The sequence below is a fragment of the Pseudarthrobacter sp. MEB009 genome, assembly GCF_030208875.1.
In the GTDB taxonomy this organism is placed as follows: Bacteria; Actinomycetota; Actinomycetes; order Actinomycetales; family Micrococcaceae; genus Arthrobacter.
Genome location: NZ_JARVTC010000016.1, coordinates 47,953 through 62,944 on the forward strand (window position 1 = coordinate 47,953; position 14,992 = coordinate 62,944).

General features: G+C 68.1%; 15 protein-coding genes. 11 read left to right on the forward strand and 4 right to left on the reverse strand.

Annotated features, from left to right (window positions below; all coding sequences use genetic code 11):
• Nucleotides 1-11: 11 nt before the first annotated feature.
• The 10 genes from QRN07_RS16890 to QRN07_RS16935 all read left to right on the forward strand — a co-directional run bounded on the left by QRN07_RS16890 (nt 12) and on the right by QRN07_RS16935 (nt 11,300).
• A complete protein-coding gene (locus tag QRN07_RS16890; protein WP_056596827.1) occupies nt 12-1,757 on the forward strand; it encodes a nitrite/sulfite reductase in 1,746 nt (581 codons plus the stop codon).
• Complete coding sequence (locus tag QRN07_RS16895; RefSeq protein WP_050683538.1) at nt 1,754-2,479, forward strand: phosphoadenylyl-sulfate reductase; 726 nt, start codon at nt 1,754-1,756, stop codon at nt 2,477-2,479. The genes QRN07_RS16890 and QRN07_RS16895 overlap by 4 nt, the downstream gene beginning before the upstream one ends.
• Nucleotides 2,476-3,426 (forward strand): sulfate adenylyltransferase subunit CysD, encoded by a 951-nt coding sequence (cysD, locus tag QRN07_RS16900; RefSeq protein WP_056596828.1) that lies wholly within the window; start codon nt 2,476-2,478, stop codon nt 3,424-3,426. The genes QRN07_RS16895 and cysD overlap by 4 nt, the downstream gene beginning before the upstream one ends.
• The gene (locus QRN07_RS16905; RefSeq protein WP_285241685.1) at nt 3,427-4,836 is read left to right on the forward strand and encodes a sulfate adenylyltransferase subunit 1; all 1,410 of its coding nucleotides are present in this window, start codon (nt 3,427-3,429) and stop codon (nt 4,834-4,836) included.
• A gap of 190 nt (nt 4,837-5,026) precedes the next feature.
• Nucleotides 5,027-6,157, forward strand: a complete 1,131-nt coding sequence (locus tag QRN07_RS16910; protein ID WP_285241704.1) for an ABC transporter substrate-binding protein — start codon at nt 5,027-5,029, stop codon at nt 6,155-6,157.
• Nucleotides 6,158-6,184: 27 nt separating this feature from the next.
• A complete protein-coding gene (locus QRN07_RS16915; RefSeq protein WP_050683839.1) occupies nt 6,185-6,910 on the forward strand; it encodes an ABC transporter ATP-binding protein in 726 nt (241 codons plus the stop codon).
• Complete coding sequence (locus QRN07_RS16920; protein ID WP_056596832.1) at nt 6,900-7,853, forward strand: ABC transporter permease; 954 nt, start codon at nt 6,900-6,902, stop codon at nt 7,851-7,853. The genes QRN07_RS16915 and QRN07_RS16920 overlap by 11 nt, the downstream gene beginning before the upstream one ends.
• A gap of 80 nt (nt 7,854-7,933) precedes the next feature.
• Nucleotides 7,934-8,380 (forward strand): SRPBCC family protein, encoded by a 447-nt coding sequence (locus tag QRN07_RS16925; protein ID WP_285241686.1) that lies wholly within the window; start codon nt 7,934-7,936, stop codon nt 8,378-8,380.
• A gap of 91 nt (nt 8,381-8,471) precedes the next feature.
• Nucleotides 8,472-9,734 (forward strand): uroporphyrinogen-III C-methyltransferase, encoded by a 1,263-nt coding sequence (gene cobA / locus QRN07_RS16930; protein ID WP_285241687.1) that lies wholly within the window; start codon nt 8,472-8,474, stop codon nt 9,732-9,734.
• A gap of 99 nt (nt 9,735-9,833) precedes the next feature.
• Nucleotides 9,834-11,300 (forward strand): FAD-dependent oxidoreductase, encoded by a 1,467-nt coding sequence (locus tag QRN07_RS16935; RefSeq protein WP_285241688.1) that lies wholly within the window; start codon nt 9,834-9,836, stop codon nt 11,298-11,300.
• Nucleotides 11,301-11,378: 78 nt separating this feature from the next.
• On the opposite strand, the gene QRN07_RS16940 is transcribed toward QRN07_RS16935, so the two are convergent.
• The 3 genes from QRN07_RS16940 to QRN07_RS16950 are packed head-to-tail and all read right to left on the reverse strand — an operon-like array spanning nt 11,379 to nt 12,999.
• Complete coding sequence (locus tag QRN07_RS16940) at nt 11,379-11,819, reverse strand: SRPBCC family protein (RefSeq protein ID WP_050683844.1); 441 nt, start codon at nt 11,817-11,819, stop codon at nt 11,379-11,381.
• Between the two features lie 58 nt (nt 11,820-11,877).
• A complete protein-coding gene (locus tag QRN07_RS16945; protein ID WP_285241689.1) occupies nt 11,878-12,705 on the reverse strand; it encodes a DUF1206 domain-containing protein in 828 nt (275 codons plus the stop codon).
• 3 nt (nt 12,706-12,708) lie between these two features.
• A complete protein-coding gene (locus tag QRN07_RS16950; protein WP_056596839.1) occupies nt 12,709-12,999 on the reverse strand; it encodes a hypothetical protein in 291 nt (96 codons plus the stop codon).
• A gap of 149 nt (nt 13,000-13,148) precedes the next feature.
• Here QRN07_RS16950 and QRN07_RS16955 point away from each other — a divergent pair, with 149 nt between their 5' ends.
• The gene (locus QRN07_RS16955; protein WP_056596841.1) at nt 13,149-13,685 is read left to right on the forward strand and encodes a hypothetical protein; all 537 of its coding nucleotides are present in this window, start codon (nt 13,149-13,151) and stop codon (nt 13,683-13,685) included.
• Between the two features lie 98 nt (nt 13,686-13,783).
• Here the strand turns inward: QRN07_RS16955 and QRN07_RS16960 are convergent, their stop codons facing one another.
• Complete coding sequence (locus QRN07_RS16960) at nt 13,784-14,950, reverse strand: AI-2E family transporter (protein ID WP_285241690.1); 1,167 nt, start codon at nt 14,948-14,950, stop codon at nt 13,784-13,786.
• Between the last annotated feature and the right edge of the window lie 42 nt (nt 14,951-14,992).

Genomic DNA, 14,992 nt, shown 5'->3' on the forward strand with positions numbered 1-14,992 from the left:
ACAGTCGATGCATGACTGATACAGCTCTAGCCGGAGCGTCTGCGGATTCCGCTGGCGCCAAGCGCCCTGCCCGCTCGTCCCGTCCCGCCGCAAAGCCGCACGGGCAGTGGAAAGTGGACGGCAAAACGCCGCTGAACGCCAACGAAACCTGGAAGCAGGAAGACGATGGCCTGAACGTGCGCGAGCGTATCGAGTCCGTCTACTCCAAAGAGGGTTTCGACTCCATCCCCGGTCAGGACCTGCACGGCCGGTTCCGCTGGTGGGGCCTCTACACGCAGCGCAAACCCGGGATCGACGGCGGCAAGACCGCAACGCTCGAGCCGCACGAGCTCGAAGACAAGTATTTTATGCTCCGGGTCAGGATCGACGGCGGTGCGCTGACCACCGAGCAGCTGCGCGTCATCGGGCAGATCTCCGTTGATTTCGCCCGGGACTCGGCCGACCTCACGGACCGGCAGAACATCCAGCTGCACTGGATCCGGGTGGAAGACATCCCCGAGATCTGGACCCGGCTCGAAAGTGTTGGCCTGTCCACCACCGAAGCCTGCGGCGACGTGCCCCGCGTCATCCTGGGCTCGCCCGTGGCCGGCATCGCCAAGGACGAAATCATCGACCCCACGCCGCTGATCGCTGAGCTGGGCGAGCGTTTCATCGGCAACCCGCTGCTGTCCAACCTGCCCCGCAAATACAAAACGGCCATCACCGGGCACCCCAGCCAGGACGTGGTCCACGAGATCAACGACTTCGCGCTGGTGGGCGTCAAGCACCCCGAGCTGGGCATCGGCTACGACCTCTGGGCCGGCGGCGCCCTGTCCACCAACCCCATGCTGGGCAAGCGGCTGGGCGCGTTCGTGAAGCCGGAAGAGGCCGCTGAAGTATGGCTCGGCGTCACCAGCATCTTCCGCGACTACGGCTACCGGCGCATGCGCACCAAGGCCCGCCTGAAGTTCCTGATGGCCGACTGGGGCCCGGAGAAGTTCCGCCAGATCCTCGAAGACGAATACCTGGGCTACAAACTGGCGGACGGCCCGGCCGCGCCCAAGCCCACCACCCCCGGCGACCACATCGGTGTGCACGAACAGAAGGACGGCAAGTTCTTCATCGGCGCCACCCCGATGGCCGGCCGGCTGTCAGGTGCCGCGCTGGTCAAGCTCGCGGACACCCTCGAGGCCCGCGGCTCCTACCGCCTGCGCACCACCCCGCACCAGAAGCTTGTGGTGCTGGACGTTGCCAAGGACCAGGTGGAACCGCTCGTGGCGGAGCTCGACGCGCTGGGCCTCTCCGCCCGCCCGTCCGTGTTCCGCCGCGGCACCATTGCCTGCACCGGCATCGAATACTGCAAGCTCGCCATCGTGGAGACCAAGCTGACGGCGGCAACCGCCGTGGCCGAGCTGGAACGCCGCCTGGCGGACCTCGCCGGCTCCGGTGAACTGCCGCAGGCACTGTCCCTGCACATCAACGGCTGCCCTAACTCCTGTGCCCGCATCCAGACCGCGGACATCGGACTCAAGGGCATGATGCTGCCCACGCCCGACGGCGATCCCACCCCCGGCTTCCAGGTCCACCTGGGTGGCGGGCTGGCTTCCAACGAACGCGAGGAAGCAGGCCTGGGACGCACCGTCCGCGGCCTCAAGGTGTACGTCAACGACCTGCCCGACTACGTTGAGCGCGTTGTCCGCACCTTCGTGGCCCAGCGTGCCGAAGGCCAGACCTTCGCCGAATGGGCCCACGCAGCAGATGAGGAGGCACTCCAGTGAGCACACACGTTGCACCTGCCAAACTCCGCTCCCACGATGAGCTGAAGGCCCTCGCCGAAGCCGGCGCCGCCGAGCTGGGCTGGGACGCCCCCGCCCGGGACGTCATCGCCTGGGTGGAGCGGAACTTCGAACTGCCCGCCGTGGCCGTGGCCTGCTCCATGGCCGACGCCGTCCTGCCGGCCCTCGTGGCCGACCAGCTTCCCGGCGTCGACGTCCTGTTCCTGGAGACCGGCTACCACTTCCCGGAAACCTACGCCACGCGGGACGAGGTGGCCGCGAACCTCCGCGTCAACGTGGTGGACGTGCTGCCCGAGACCACTGTGGAGCAGCAGGACCGGCTGCTGGGCAAGGACCTGTTTGCCCGGGACGCCGCCCAGTGCTGCGCGCTGCGCAAGGTGGGCCCGCTGCGCCGCACCCTGTCCGGCTACGAACTCTGGTTCACCGGAGTCCGCCGCGACGAGGCCCCCACCCGCACCAACACCCCGCTGGTGACCTGGGACGAGGCCAACGGCCTGGTCAAGGTCAACCCGGTGGCGGCCTGGACCTTCGACCAACTGGTCCAGTACTCCGATGACAACCTCCTTCCCGTCAACCCGCTGCTGTCCCAGGGCTACCCGTCCATTGGCTGCCAGCCCTGCACCCGGAAGGTGGCGCCGGGCGACGACCCCCGCGCCGGCCGCTGGGCAGGAACCGACAAGACAGAATGCGGACTTCACACATGAGCACACCCATCACAGCTGACGCCTACGCAGCAGATGCCGCCCCTTTGCAGTCGACCCGGCTGAGCAGCCTGGACACCCTCGAATCCGAGGCCATCCACATCATCCGTGAAGTGGTGGCAGAGTTCGAGAAGCCCGCGCTGCTGTTCTCCGGCGGCAAGGACTCCGTGGTGATGCTGCACCTGGCCACCAAGGCGTTCTGGCCCGGCAAGGTACCGTTCCCCGTGCTGCACGTGGACACCGGGCACAACTTCCCTGAGGTCCTGGACTTCCGGGACCGCACCGTGGAGCGCCTGGGCCTGAAACTGGTGGTGGGCTCCGTGCAGGAATTCATCGACAGCGGCGAGCTCGCAGAGCGCGCCGACGGCACCCGCAACCCGCTGCAGACGGTCCCGCTGCTGGACGCGATCCAGCGGAACAAGTTCGACGCCGTCTTCGGCGGCGGCCGCCGCGACGAGGACAAGGCCCGCGCCAAGGAACGGATCCTGAGCCTCCGCGACGAATTTGGCCAGTGGGACCCGCGCAACCAGCGCCCCGAACTGTGGAACCTCTACAACGGCCGCCACACCGTGGGCCAGCACGTCCGCGCGTTCCCCATCAGCAACTGGACCGAGCTGGACATCTGGCGGTACATCGAGCGCGAGAACATCGAGCTGCCCGGCCTGTACTACGCCCACGAGCGTGAGGTTTTTGCCCGGGACGGCATGTGGCGCGCGGTGGGCGAGGTCAGCCAGCCGCTGCCCACCGAAAACGTCATCACCAAAACGGTCCGCTACCGCACCGTGGGCGACATGTCCTGCACAGGCGCCGTGGAATCCGACGCCTACACGGTGGCCGACGTGGTGGTGGAGGTTGCAGCCTCCACCCTGACCGAACGTGGCGCCACCCGGGCAGATGACCGCATCTCCGAGGCAGCCATGGAAGACCGCAAGAAGGACGGGTATTTCTAAATGAGCACCGAAACTTCACTCCTGGCCGCCGAGCTGGAGACAGCCCTGCCCACCACTTTGTTCCGGTTCGCCACCGCAGGATCGGTCGACGACGGCAAGTCCACTTTGGTGGGCCGGCTCCTGCACGACTCCAAGGCGATCCTTGCTGACACGCTCGACGCCGTGGCCCGCACCTCCGCGGACCGTGGCTTCGGCGGCGCCGCCGGCGGCATCGACCTGGCACTGCTCACCGACGGCCTGCGCGCCGAACGGGAACAGGGCATCACCATCGACGTGGCCTACCGCTACTTCGCCACCGACCAGCGCAGCTTCATCCTGGCCGACTGCCCCGGGCACGTCCAGTACACCAAAAACACGGTGACGGGCGCGTCCACGGCGGATGCCGTCGTCGTCCTTATCGACGCCCGCAAGGGTGTACTGGAGCAAACCCGCCGGCACCTTTCGGTGCTGCAGCTGCTGCGGGTGGCCCACGTGATTGTGGCCGTGAACAAGATTGACCTGGTGGACTTCAGCGAGTCCGTGTTCCGCGACATCGAAGCCGACGTGCAGAAAGTGGGCCGCGAGCTGGGCCTGGGCTCGGACGGGATCACCGACCTGCTGGTGGTTCCCGTGTCGGCCCTGGACGGCGACAACGTGGTGGAACGCTCGGCGCGGACCCCCTGGTACACCGGACCCGCCCTGCTGGAGGTCCTCGAAACCCTGCCGGCTGCCGACGAACTCGAAGGCCACCTGGAAAGCTTCCGCTTCCCGGTCCAGCTGGTGGTCCGGCCGCAGGGTGCGCTGGCTCCCGACGCCGTGGCCGCCGGGCTCGACGTGGAGGCCTACCGTGACTACCGCGCGTACGCGGGGCAGATCACCGAAGGCTCCGTCAAGGTCGGGGACCAGGTCTCCGTGCTCACGCCCGGCCAGGCCCCCCGCACCACCACGGTAGCGGGCATCGACTTTGCCGGCGCTGAACTGACCGAAGCCGCAGCGCCGCAGTCGGTGGCCATCCGCCTGGCGGACGAGTTCGACGTGGCCCGCGGAGACACCATCGCCGCCGCAGGGACCGTCCGCGAAGCTTCCGCAGACCTCTACGCAGCGCTGTGCTGGCTCTCGCCCAAGCCGCTCCGCGAGGGCGCCAAGGTGCTGGTCAAGCACGGTACCCGTACCGTGCAGGCGCTGGTCCGGAACGTCAGCGGCAAGCTGGACCTGGCATCGTTCCAGCTCGAGGCCGCCTCAACGCTGGAGCTCAACGACATTGGCCACGCGCAGCTCCGGCTCGCAGCGCCGCTGCCGCTGGAGAACTACCTGCACCACCGCCGGACCGGCGCGTTCCTGGTGATCGACCCGCTGGATGGCAACACCCTCGCCGCCGGCCTGGTCAAGGACCACCCGGGCGACCATGAGGACGAGCGCTACTCCATCTGAGTTCCGCCCCGAAATCGCCGGAGCGCTGCGAAATCGCCGGAAATTTCCAGCGACCCCGCAGCGCTCCGGCGATTTCGCGTTTCCGCATGAATGTGACGCCAGATGAACCCCCGTGACCCCCCGTTTCCGCGTCGTTGAACGGGTTTGGGTCACTCCCTATGGTGAAACAATGACTAGTTCCAAGCCCGGGATGACCCGCATCGTGGCAGGCGAAAGCGCTGCACCCCAGCGCAAGCGCGCGCTCGAAGCCGCCCTGGCCATCGGCCTGGTCCTGCTGATCGTGGTCGGGGCCGTGGTGTCGTCCACCGTCTCCCGCAACGCCAGCGCGGAAGCCGCCGAGCCCACACCCGCCGCCGAACTCAAACTCGGCTACTTCGGCAACGTCACGCACGCGCCGGCGCTGGTGGGCATCAAGCAGGGTTTCCTCGCCGAAGCCCTGGGCAACACCACGCTCAGCACCGAAACCTTCAACGCCGGGCCCGCCGCCATCGAGGCGCTGAACGCCGGCGCGATCGACGCCGCGTACATCGGCCCCAACCCCGCCATCAACTCCTTTGTGAAGAGCCAGGGCCAGTCCGTCAAGGTCATCGCCGGGGCGGCAGCGGGCGGCGCGCAGCTGGTGGTCAAACCGGAAATCAAAACCCCCGCCGACCTCAAGGGCAAAACCCTGGCCTCCCCGCAGTTGGGCGGCACGCAGGACGTGGCGCTCCGCGCCTGGCTGGCCGGCAACGGCTACAAAACCAACGTGGACGGCAGCGGCGACGTGGCCATCAACCCCACCGAAAACTCCCAGTCGCTGAAGCTTTTCCAGGACGGAAAGCTCGACGGCGCGTGGTTGCCGGAGCCGTGGGCTTCGCGCCTGGTGCTGACCGCCGGCGCCCAGGTTTTGGTGGATGAGAAGGATCTCTGGGACGGGGCGGAGACCGGCAAGCCGGGCGAATTCCCCACCACCATCCTGATCGTCAACCAGAAGTTCGCCGCCGACCACCCGGACACCGTGTCGGCCCTCCTCCGCGGCCATGCCAGGTCCGTGGACTGGCTCAACACCGCCCCCACCGCCGACAAAGCCGCCGTCATCAACGCAGCCCTGCAGGGATCGGCCGGCGCGGCACTGCCTGAGGACGTCCTGGCCCGGTCCCTGGCCAACATCACCTTCACCCTGGACCCGCTGGCCGGCAGCTACCCCCGGCTGCTGGCGGATGGCGTCACGGCGGGCACCACCAAGCAGGCCGACATCACCGGCCTGTTCGACCTCCGCGCCCTCAACGGCGTCACGGAGTCCGCAGCGAAGATTTCCGCGGCCGGCCTCGGCCAGGACTGACCACACCCCCTACCTAAGGACGGCACCATGCCAGTCGTACTGGAACATCTGGGCAAACGCTTCGGCGACGGCGCCCCGGTGCTGGACGACGTCAACGCCACCATCGGCAAAGGCGAGTTTGTCGCCCTCCTCGGTGCGTCCGGCTGCGGCAAATCCACCCTGCTGAACATCATCGCGGGACTGGAAGCGCCGTCGTCGGGCGCCTTGGAAGTACCCAGCGACGGCGCCGCGTTTATGTTCCAGGACGCCGCCCTGTTCCCCTGGCTGACCGCCCGGGAAAACATCGAGCTGGCGCTGAAGCTGCGCGGCGTGGGCAAATCCGAGCGCCGCATCAAGGCGCAGGAGCTCCTGGAACTGGTCCACCTGGGCACAGCCGGCGACAAGCGCCCGCACGAACTCTCGGGCGGCATGCGGCAGCGTGTGTCGCTGGCGCGTTCGCTCGCCCAGGACCGGCAGCTGCTGCTGATGGACGAGCCGTTCGCCGCCCTGGACGCCATCACGCGCGACCTGCTGCACGACGAGCTGGAGCGGATCTGGAAGGAAACCGGGCGCACCATCGTCTTTGTTACGCACAACGTCCGCGAGGCTGTACGGCTGGGCCAGCGGGTCCTGCTGCTGTCCTCACGCCCCGGCCGGGTGGTCCAGGAATGGGCCGTCACCGAGGAACACCACACCGATGCCGGACTCGCCGGCCAGCTGACCGGGGCCATCACGTCCCGGCTGCGGGAGGAGATCCGCCGCCATGCCAAGTAACCCCACGCCCCTCGCCGAGGCGCACCCGGACGCCCCCGATGAGGGCCACCGCTCCGTCCACGCCGCCCTGACCCGTTCGTCGTCCGGCCGGGAGGACCTGCGCGAGCTCGAAGCCGGCCTCGACTCCCTCCAGTCAGACGCCGACCGGAAGCACCGGATTGAGTGGAGCCGGATCCTGCTGCCCGTCGCCGCCCTGGTGGTGCTGGTGCTGATCTGGCAGTTTTACGTGTCCCTGGGCCTCAAGCGCCGCGACCTGGTGCCCGGCCCGCTGGACGTCCTGGGCCAGATCGGAGTCCTTTGGGGCGAGGGCAAACTGCAGGAGGCCGTGTGGACCTCGCTGCAGCGTGGCCTGGTGGGCTTCCTGATTTCGGTTGCCATCGCCACGCCCATCGGCCTGTTGCTCGCCCAGGTGGCGCCCCTGCGCCGGGCGTTCGGACCGCTCATTTCCGGTCTGCAGGTGCTGCCGTCCGTAGCCTGGGTGCCGGCCGCTATCATCTGGTTCGGGCTGACCGACGCCACGGTGTACTTTGTGGTGTTTATGGGCGCCATCCCCTCCATCATTAACGGGCTCATCTCCGGCGTGGACCAGATCCCGCCGCAGTACCGCCGGGTGGGAACGGTGCTGGGCGCCTCGCGGCTGCAGATGGCGCTGCAGGTCATCCTGCCCGCCGCGCTGCCGGGGTACCTGGGCGGCCTGAAGCAGGGCTGGGCCTTCTCCTGGCGGTCCTTGATGGCTGCGGAAATCATTGCTGTGGGCGGCACCATTGGTTTCGGACTCGGCTCGTTGCTCGACCAGGGCCGCGTCCTGTCGGACATGACGATCGTGATGTCAGCCATCCTGCTGATCCTGGCCGTGGGCATCCTGATCGAACTGCTGGTGTTCGGGCCCATTGAGAAGCGGCTCCTGCGCAGCCGTGGGCTCCTGGCCGGCAGCACCCGCTAGCCCCCATCCAACCCGTGCAAAGCCCGACGGCCGGACACCAGCCGCCGGGCTTTGCCGTTTAAGCGTGTAAGACTGGCCTGGTGACCGTCAGCTTCGTGTGCCGTACCGAATCCACCCTGCCGCGGGAGCGGCTGTTCGACTTGGCGCGGAGCATCGACCTGCATGTCGAATCGCAGCGCGGCTCAGCGGAGCGGGCCGTGGCCGGGGTGACGTCCGGGCTGATTGGCCTGGGCCAGCAGGTGACCTGGCGGGCGCGGCACTTCGGTATCCCGCTCACCATGACCAGCAATGTCACCCGGCTGGACTTCCCGGAGAGCTTCACAGACGAACAGGTCCGGGGCCCCTTTGCGTCCTTCCGGCACGTCCACGGTTTCGAGGCCACACCCACGGGCAGCGTGATGACCGACTCGGTGGAATTCACCGCACCCCTCGGTGTGCTGGGCCGGCTGGCCGAAAAACTGGTGCTGGCCAGGTACCTGGAGCGGCTCATCGTGCGCCGCGGACGGTACCTCGCCGGCCTCTCCTGACCCGCGTCCCTATGTGACGCAGCGTTACCTTACGTGAACTGGTGTTGCCCGGCCTTTGTGGGCGAATGTGACGCGGCCCTACCGTTGAGCCATGGCAATTCAGGACATTTACCCCACGGCGCTGCGGCTTCTGGGCCGCCCCGTGCTGGTGGTGGGCGGCGGACCCGTCGCTGCCCGGCGTGCCAAGGGGCTGCTGGATGCAGGCGCCCGCGTCACCGTTGTGGCCCCCGCTGCCTGCGCCGCCCTGCAGGAACTGGCCGACGCCGGCCTCCTGGCCTGGGTGCCGCGCCCCTACCTTTCCGCCGACGTGGACGGCGCCTGGTTCGTCCAGACCGCCACGGGCAACGCCGCCGTGGACGCGCAGGTTTCTGCCGACGCCGAAGCGCAGCGCATCTGGTGCGTGAACGCTTCCAACCATGAAGCTTCCGCCGCGTGGACCCCAGCCGTCGCCGAGGTGGATGACGTCAAGATCGCCGTCAACGCCGGGGGAGACCCGCGCCGCGCCATGGCAGTCCGTGACGCCGTGGCCACCGCACTGGAAACCGGCGACCTGCCGCTGCGCCGCCGCCGCGCCCACCGGGGTTCCGTGGCGCTGGTTGGCGGCGGTCCCGGAGATGCCGGCCTGATCACCGTCCGCGGCCGCCGGCTGCTGGGCCAGGCCGACGTTGTGGTTGCCGACCGGCTGGGCCCCCGCGGCTTGCTGAAGGAACTGGCACCCGATGTCCGCATCATCGAAGTGGGTAAGACCCCCGGCCACCACCCGGTGCCGCAGGCGGAGATCAACCGGATACTTGCCGACGAAGCCCTGCAGGGTCACCGCGTGGTCCGGCTCAAAGGCGGGGACCCATATGTGCTGGGCCGCGGCGGCGAAGAAGCCGAGTACTGCCGTCAGCGCGGCGTCGAGGTGGAGGTGGTGTCCGGGGTGACCTCGGCCATCTCCGTCCCCGCCGCAGCAGGCATTCCCGTAACCCACCGCGGCCTGGCCAAAGGCTTCAGCGTGGTCACCGGCCATGAGGAACTTTCGGAAGTCCCCGCCCGCGCCGACCACACCATTGTGCTGCTGATGGGCGTGGGCCAGCTCCGCGAATCCGCGTCCGCCCTCCGCGGAGCAGGCCTGCCGGGGGACACCCCGGTTGGTATTGTTGAAAACGGCTACCTGCCGGACCAGCGCGTCACGATTGGCACCCTCGGTTCCATCGCCGACCAAGCGGAAGCGGCCGGCGTCGCCAATCCAGCAGTGATCGTCATCGGTGACGTGGTGCGCGTGAGCCCCTTCGCCCCGGCGCACTTCCGGACCGCTGACTACAGCACCACCACCCCGAACCGTCCCCGTACCGCCCGAGTCACCACCTAGCCCCCCACCCAACTGACTCGCAGTTGTTGTCGTTTTGAACGCTCAAAACGACAACAACTGCGAGTCAGTTGGGAAGGAACGAACAAAAGGAACACAGCCGTGTCATCAAGCACTTCCGTAGGTTCTGCCGAGCGTCCCCTGCGCGTCGCCGTTGTGGGTTCCGGCCCGGCCGGTGTCTACGCAGCGGACATCCTCACCAAGAGTGAAGCCGTCAAAAGCGGCGAATTGACCGTCATCATCGACCTGTTCGACCGCTACCCGGCTCCCTATGGCCTGATCCGCTACGGCGTGGCCCCGGACCACCCGCGCATCAAGGGCATCGTCAACGCCCTGCACAAGGTCCTGGACCGCGGCGACATCCGCTTCTTCGGCAACGTCGACTATGGCACCGACATCACCATCGAGGACCTCCGCACGCACTACGACGCGGTCATCTTTGCCACGGGCGCCATCAAGGACGCGGACCTGAACATCCCCGGCATCGAACTGGACGGCTCCTACGGCGGCGCGGACTTTGTCTCCTGGTACGACGGCCACCCGGACGTGTCCCGCGAATGGCCGCTGGAGGCCACGGAAATCGCCGTGATCGGCAACGGCAACGTGGCCCTGGATGTGGCCCGCGTCCTCTCCAAGCACGCCGACGACCTGCTGGTCTCCGAGATCCCGGAGAACGTCTACGCCGGCCTCAAGGCCTCGCCCGTTACCGACGTGCACGTCTTTGGCCGCCGAGGCCCGGCCCAGGTCAAGTTCACCCCGCTGGAGTTGCGCGAGCTGAGCCACTCCAAGGACGTGGACATCATCCTGTACCCGGAGGACTTTGAGTTCGACGAGGAATCGGACCGCCTGATCCAGAGCAACAACCAGGTCAAAACCATGGTTGGCACGCTCACCAACTGGATCGCCGAGCAGCCGGAGGACCTCTCCGAGCTCACCGCCTCCCGCCGCCTGCACCTGCACTTCCTGCACAGCCCGGTGGAAATCGTCGACTCCCCGGAAACCCCGGGCAAGGTGGCAGGCATGCACTTCGAGCGCACCGAACTGGACGGCACCGGGAACGCCCGCGGCACCGGCGAGTTTGTGGACTACCCGGTCCAGGCCGTGTACCGCGCGATTGGCTACTTCGGTTCGGCCCTGCCGGAGATCGAGTTCGACCACAAGAAGGGCGTGGTGCCGAACGACGGCGGCCGCGTCCTGGACGCCGCAGGCACCCACGTGCCGGGCATCTACGCCACGGGCTGGATCAAGCGCGGACCCGTGGGCCTGATCGGCCACACCAAGGGCGACGCCCTGGAGACCGTCACGTACCTGCTCGAAGACCGCGGGAACCTGCCGGTAGCCGCAGTGCCCGAGGCGGACGCTGTGGTTGAACTCCTGGACACCCGCGGCGTGAAGTTCACGTCCTGGGAAGGCTGGCTGGCCCTGGACGCCCATGAGCTGGCGCTCGGCGCTGCCGCCACCGAAGCCGGCGGCTCGCACGGTGTGGAGGTCAAGCGGGAACGCATCAAGGTGGTGCCCCGCGGGGACATGGTGGCCATCTCCCGCGACGGCGTCGCCGCCCAGGTCTAAAGGTTTTCGGAAAGCATAAGAACGCGGGGCCGCCCGCACCTGTTCAGGTGCCGGTGGCCCCGCGTGGCGTTTAACCCCTCAACGCCCTGCCCCGCCTGCTGCCATCAGCTCCAACCGGCGCAGCGTTTCGCGGTTCCGCACGTCGATGGCGGGGTCCCGCAGGAACTTGGGCACCACGGTGCCGGGCCCCTTGATGGCGTCCTCGGAAATCGTCACCAGGCAGCCCGCGCCCCGGTCTTCCAAGTTGATCACCACCTTGGCCTCACCCATGGGCCAGCCGCGGGCCACCACTTCCAGCGAGCGGCCCGGGGTTACTGCCCTTACCCGGGTGCTGTCGTTGATCACCAGCGGCCACGCGCCCACTGAGTGGTGCAGCTGCGTGCCAGCAAGCGGCCAGTCCGGGTCCACGGCGCGGATCCGGGACGCACCCACCACCCAGCCGGAGTACAGCCAACCGTCAGCGATCACCCGCCACACGTCCTCGGCGGAGGAATTGAAGAGTTGGGACACAGTGGACATGGGACTCCTTCTGCTCTGGTGAAACGCCGTATTCCTTACGTACCCACTCCGGCCCGGCCTACATCCTGCCGAACCGGGCCCGGACCAGCGCGAAGACTCCGTAAGCGATGAAGCCCACCCCGATGGCCACCAGCAGGGCGGGCCCGAAGGGATGGTCCCGGAGGGCCTTGAGGCTGCCGTCCAGCCCTGTGGATTCCTCCGGGCGGTGCTTGGCGGCCGCGATGACAAACAGCAGGCCGGCCAGGTTCAGGGCGATGCCCTTGGCGATGTGTCCCACGACGCCCAGGACATCGATCAGCCCGCCACGGCGGGTGCCCCGGAACCGGAACAGCTCGGCGCGGAAGCCCTGCCGCAGGCCCTTGACCACAAAGTAGACGCCCACCCCCATGGTGGTGAGCCCCACGGCCACCAGGAGCCACAGGCCCGCGGGATGGGCCATCAGGGCGGCGCTGAAGTCGCGGGTACTGTCGCCTGAATCGCCGCGCAGGCCCACGGCGAAGCCGGCAAAGCTGAGTCCCACGCTCCCGTACGCCACGGCCAGGAACCCGGACGAGATGAGCTTGCCCAGGCGCTCCCTGCCCGGCAGGCTCCGGGCCCGGACGGTGGCCTCGCTGGCCTGCCACAGCGCGAGCCCGGTGCAGGCGGCCACCCCGGCCCACATCAGGACCGGGCCCCAGGGGTTGGCCACGAGCTGGCTGAGGGCGCCGGTGATGTCCGCGTCGCCGGGCTGCCCGAAAGCCACGGCAATGGCCATCCCGCCCACCATGATGTGCAGCAGCGCCATCACGGCGAAGCCGGCCCGGGCCAGCACGTCGAGCGCCGGGGCGTTGGACGCGTCCTCGACGGCGTCGGCGGCCTGGCCGATGGCGGAATCCCCGTTGGACACCGGTCAGCCGTTCATGGGTCCTTCGGCGTGCAGCTTCTCCGCGCCGGGCCCCTCAACGTGCACGGTGCACCGGACCACAAGTTTCCCGGGTGCGTTGTCCAGCTCCACCAGGGAGTCGTCGCCGGAGAGCACCGTGAACACCTCGGAACCGGGGACCACCGCCACGCCCTTGGCCTTGGCCGTTTCCCTCGCGTTGGCCAGGGCCTCGCCCTGGAGTCCGCCCACGTAGGCGGTGTCGCTGTGGCGGCCGGAGTCGCCGAACGCCCAGCCGAATAAAGTTCCTGTGGTTTCCATGGCGTCGATTTTACGTCCTCGCGGCACAAATTCCGGTCTTTGGACTTGGTAGTAAGTGTGCTTACTATGAGGGTGCACGTCCTGAAGGAAAATGCCCGGCCTGGCGCCGGCGCAACGCCCCACCCCGTTCAACGTTAGGAATGCACACCATGGCAGGAAACCTTATTGCCCGCTCCGTCCACGATCTCACGGCGGCAGCCTGGTTCGGCGGTTCCCTGATGGGCGCCATCGGCCTGAACGGCGCAGCGGCGGAAGCCCGGGACCCGGCGGAACGGACCCGGCTCTCCAGTGCAGGCTGGATGAAGTGGGCGCCGGTCCAGACGGCCGCGTTTGCCACCCACCTGGCCGCCGACGTGGCCATCGCCTGGGAAAACAAGGGCCGGATCGCCAAGCAGGACGGCGTTGCCCGCGACACGGCCATCAAAACGGCAGTCACCGTGGTTGGCGCCGCCGCTACGCTGTACTCCGGCCTGCTGGGCAGGAAGGTCCAGCAGCTCGCCGGTGAAGGCGCGGAAGGCGCCACCGAGCCGAAGCCGGGCGCCTCGGACGAGCTGAAGGCCGCGCAGCAGCAGCTCAAGGTGCTGCAGTGGACCATTCCGGCCTTCGCGGCGGCCGTCATAGTCCTCGGCGCAAAGCACGGCGAAATGCAGCGGCCCAAAAACATCCTGGCGGGCCTGCACCGCTGACCGCAGCCTGCAATTCAGCGCAACCAACGCTGACGCACGACGACGGCCCCGCACCTTTTTCCGAAAAGGTGCGGGGCCGTCGTCGTGCGTCAGCAGGGCTACTTGGCCGCGGTACCTGCGGCCCGGCGGTCGGGTGTGTTCCGGTGTGCTGTTCCGTCGTCCGAGGTCCACACCTTGATGATGGACCACGCGACGGCGGTGATGGGGACGGCCAGGACCGCGCCCACGATGCCGGCCAGGAGGGTGCCGGCGGTCAGGGCCAGCAGGATGACCAGTGCGTGCAGCTGGAGGGACTTGCCCATTACCACCGGCTGCAGGAGGTTGCCTTCGAGCTGGTTCACGGCCACCACCACTGCCACCACAATCAGCGCCACCACGGGCCCGTTGGCCACCAGCGCCACGAGGGCCGCGAGGATGCCCGCCATGGTGGCGCCCACGATGGGGATGAACGCACCGATGAAGACCACCATGGCCAGGGGCAGTGCCAGCGGAACCTGCAGGACCAGCAGCGCCGCGCCAATGCCCAAAGTGTCCACCAGGGCCACGATCGCCGTCCCGCGGACATAGCCGCCCAGGACTTCCTGGCTCCTGGTACCCACCCGGCGCAGGCGGCTGGCCCGTTCGCCCTTGAACGGGCTGATCAGGAAGGCCCAGATCCGCTCGCCGTCCTTGAGGAAGAAAAACAGGATCACCACCAGGAGCACGGCGCCGGTCAGGAACTCCGTCACCACGGACAGCCCGGTGATGGCGCCGGACCTGGCCTGGCTGCTGGTGGCGAAGTCCACAATCGCATCCCGGGCCGAGTCGATTTGCGCCGCGTCGATGGGCAGTGGACCGTTGAGGAGGAACTCCTGCAGCTGGTCCACACCCTCGCTTGCCTGCTGGACCAGGTCATCCCACTGGCTCCGGACGGAGAAGTAGATGACGGTGAACACCCCGCCCAGGACGGCCAGGAGGGCAATAAAAGCGATGACGGTGGCGAGGGCATCGTTGATGCCGCGGCGCTTGAGGATGTTGACGAACGGGCTGATCGCGGCCGCCAGGATCAGCGCGATCAGCATCGGGATCACCAGCAGCTTGACCTGCAGGAGCGCAAACACGGCCACCACTGAGACCGCGAGGATCAGCAGGGTCTGTGCGGCCCGGATGCCCACCCGGCCGTAGCCGTCGCCCCATAGCTGCTGCGGGGTTTTGCTGCCGGGCTCGGGGACTGCGGCGTCGTGGGCGGGGCACGTGCCGCGGTGATGGCGGGAGAACAGGGCCATGGAGTGGCTCCTCTGGGGTTAAAGGACACCGCTGGAACGCGG

Coding starts and splice junctions, on each gene's coding strand:
- QRN07_RS16960 (WP_285241690.1), bottom strand. CDS start 14,950: ATGGCCCTGTTCTCCCGCCATCACCGCGGCACGTGCCCCGCCCACGAC.
- QRN07_RS16910 (WP_285241704.1), top strand. CDS start 5,027: ATGACCCGCATCGTGGCAGGCGAAAGCGCTGCACCCCAGCGCAAGCGC.
- QRN07_RS16950 (WP_056596839.1), bottom strand. CDS start 12,999: ATGGAAACCACAGGAACTTTATTCGGCTGGGCGTTCGGCGACTCCGGC.
- QRN07_RS16915 (WP_050683839.1), top strand. CDS start 6,185: ATGCCAGTCGTACTGGAACATCTGGGCAAACGCTTCGGCGACGGCGCC.
- cobA (WP_285241687.1), top strand. CDS start 8,472: ATGGCAATTCAGGACATTTACCCCACGGCGCTGCGGCTTCTGGGCCGC.
- QRN07_RS16920 (WP_056596832.1), top strand. CDS start 6,900: ATGCCAAGTAACCCCACGCCCCTCGCCGAGGCGCACCCGGACGCCCCC.
- cysD (WP_056596828.1), top strand. CDS start 2,476: ATGAGCACACCCATCACAGCTGACGCCTACGCAGCAGATGCCGCCCCT.
- QRN07_RS16905 (WP_285241685.1), top strand. CDS start 3,427: ATGAGCACCGAAACTTCACTCCTGGCCGCCGAGCTGGAGACAGCCCTG.
- QRN07_RS16890 (WP_056596827.1), top strand. CDS start 12: ATGACTGATACAGCTCTAGCCGGAGCGTCTGCGGATTCCGCTGGCGCC.
- QRN07_RS16955 (WP_056596841.1), top strand. CDS start 13,149: ATGGCAGGAAACCTTATTGCCCGCTCCGTCCACGATCTCACGGCGGCA.
- QRN07_RS16940 (WP_050683844.1), bottom strand. CDS start 11,819: ATGTCCACTGTGTCCCAACTCTTCAATTCCTCCGCCGAGGACGTGTGG.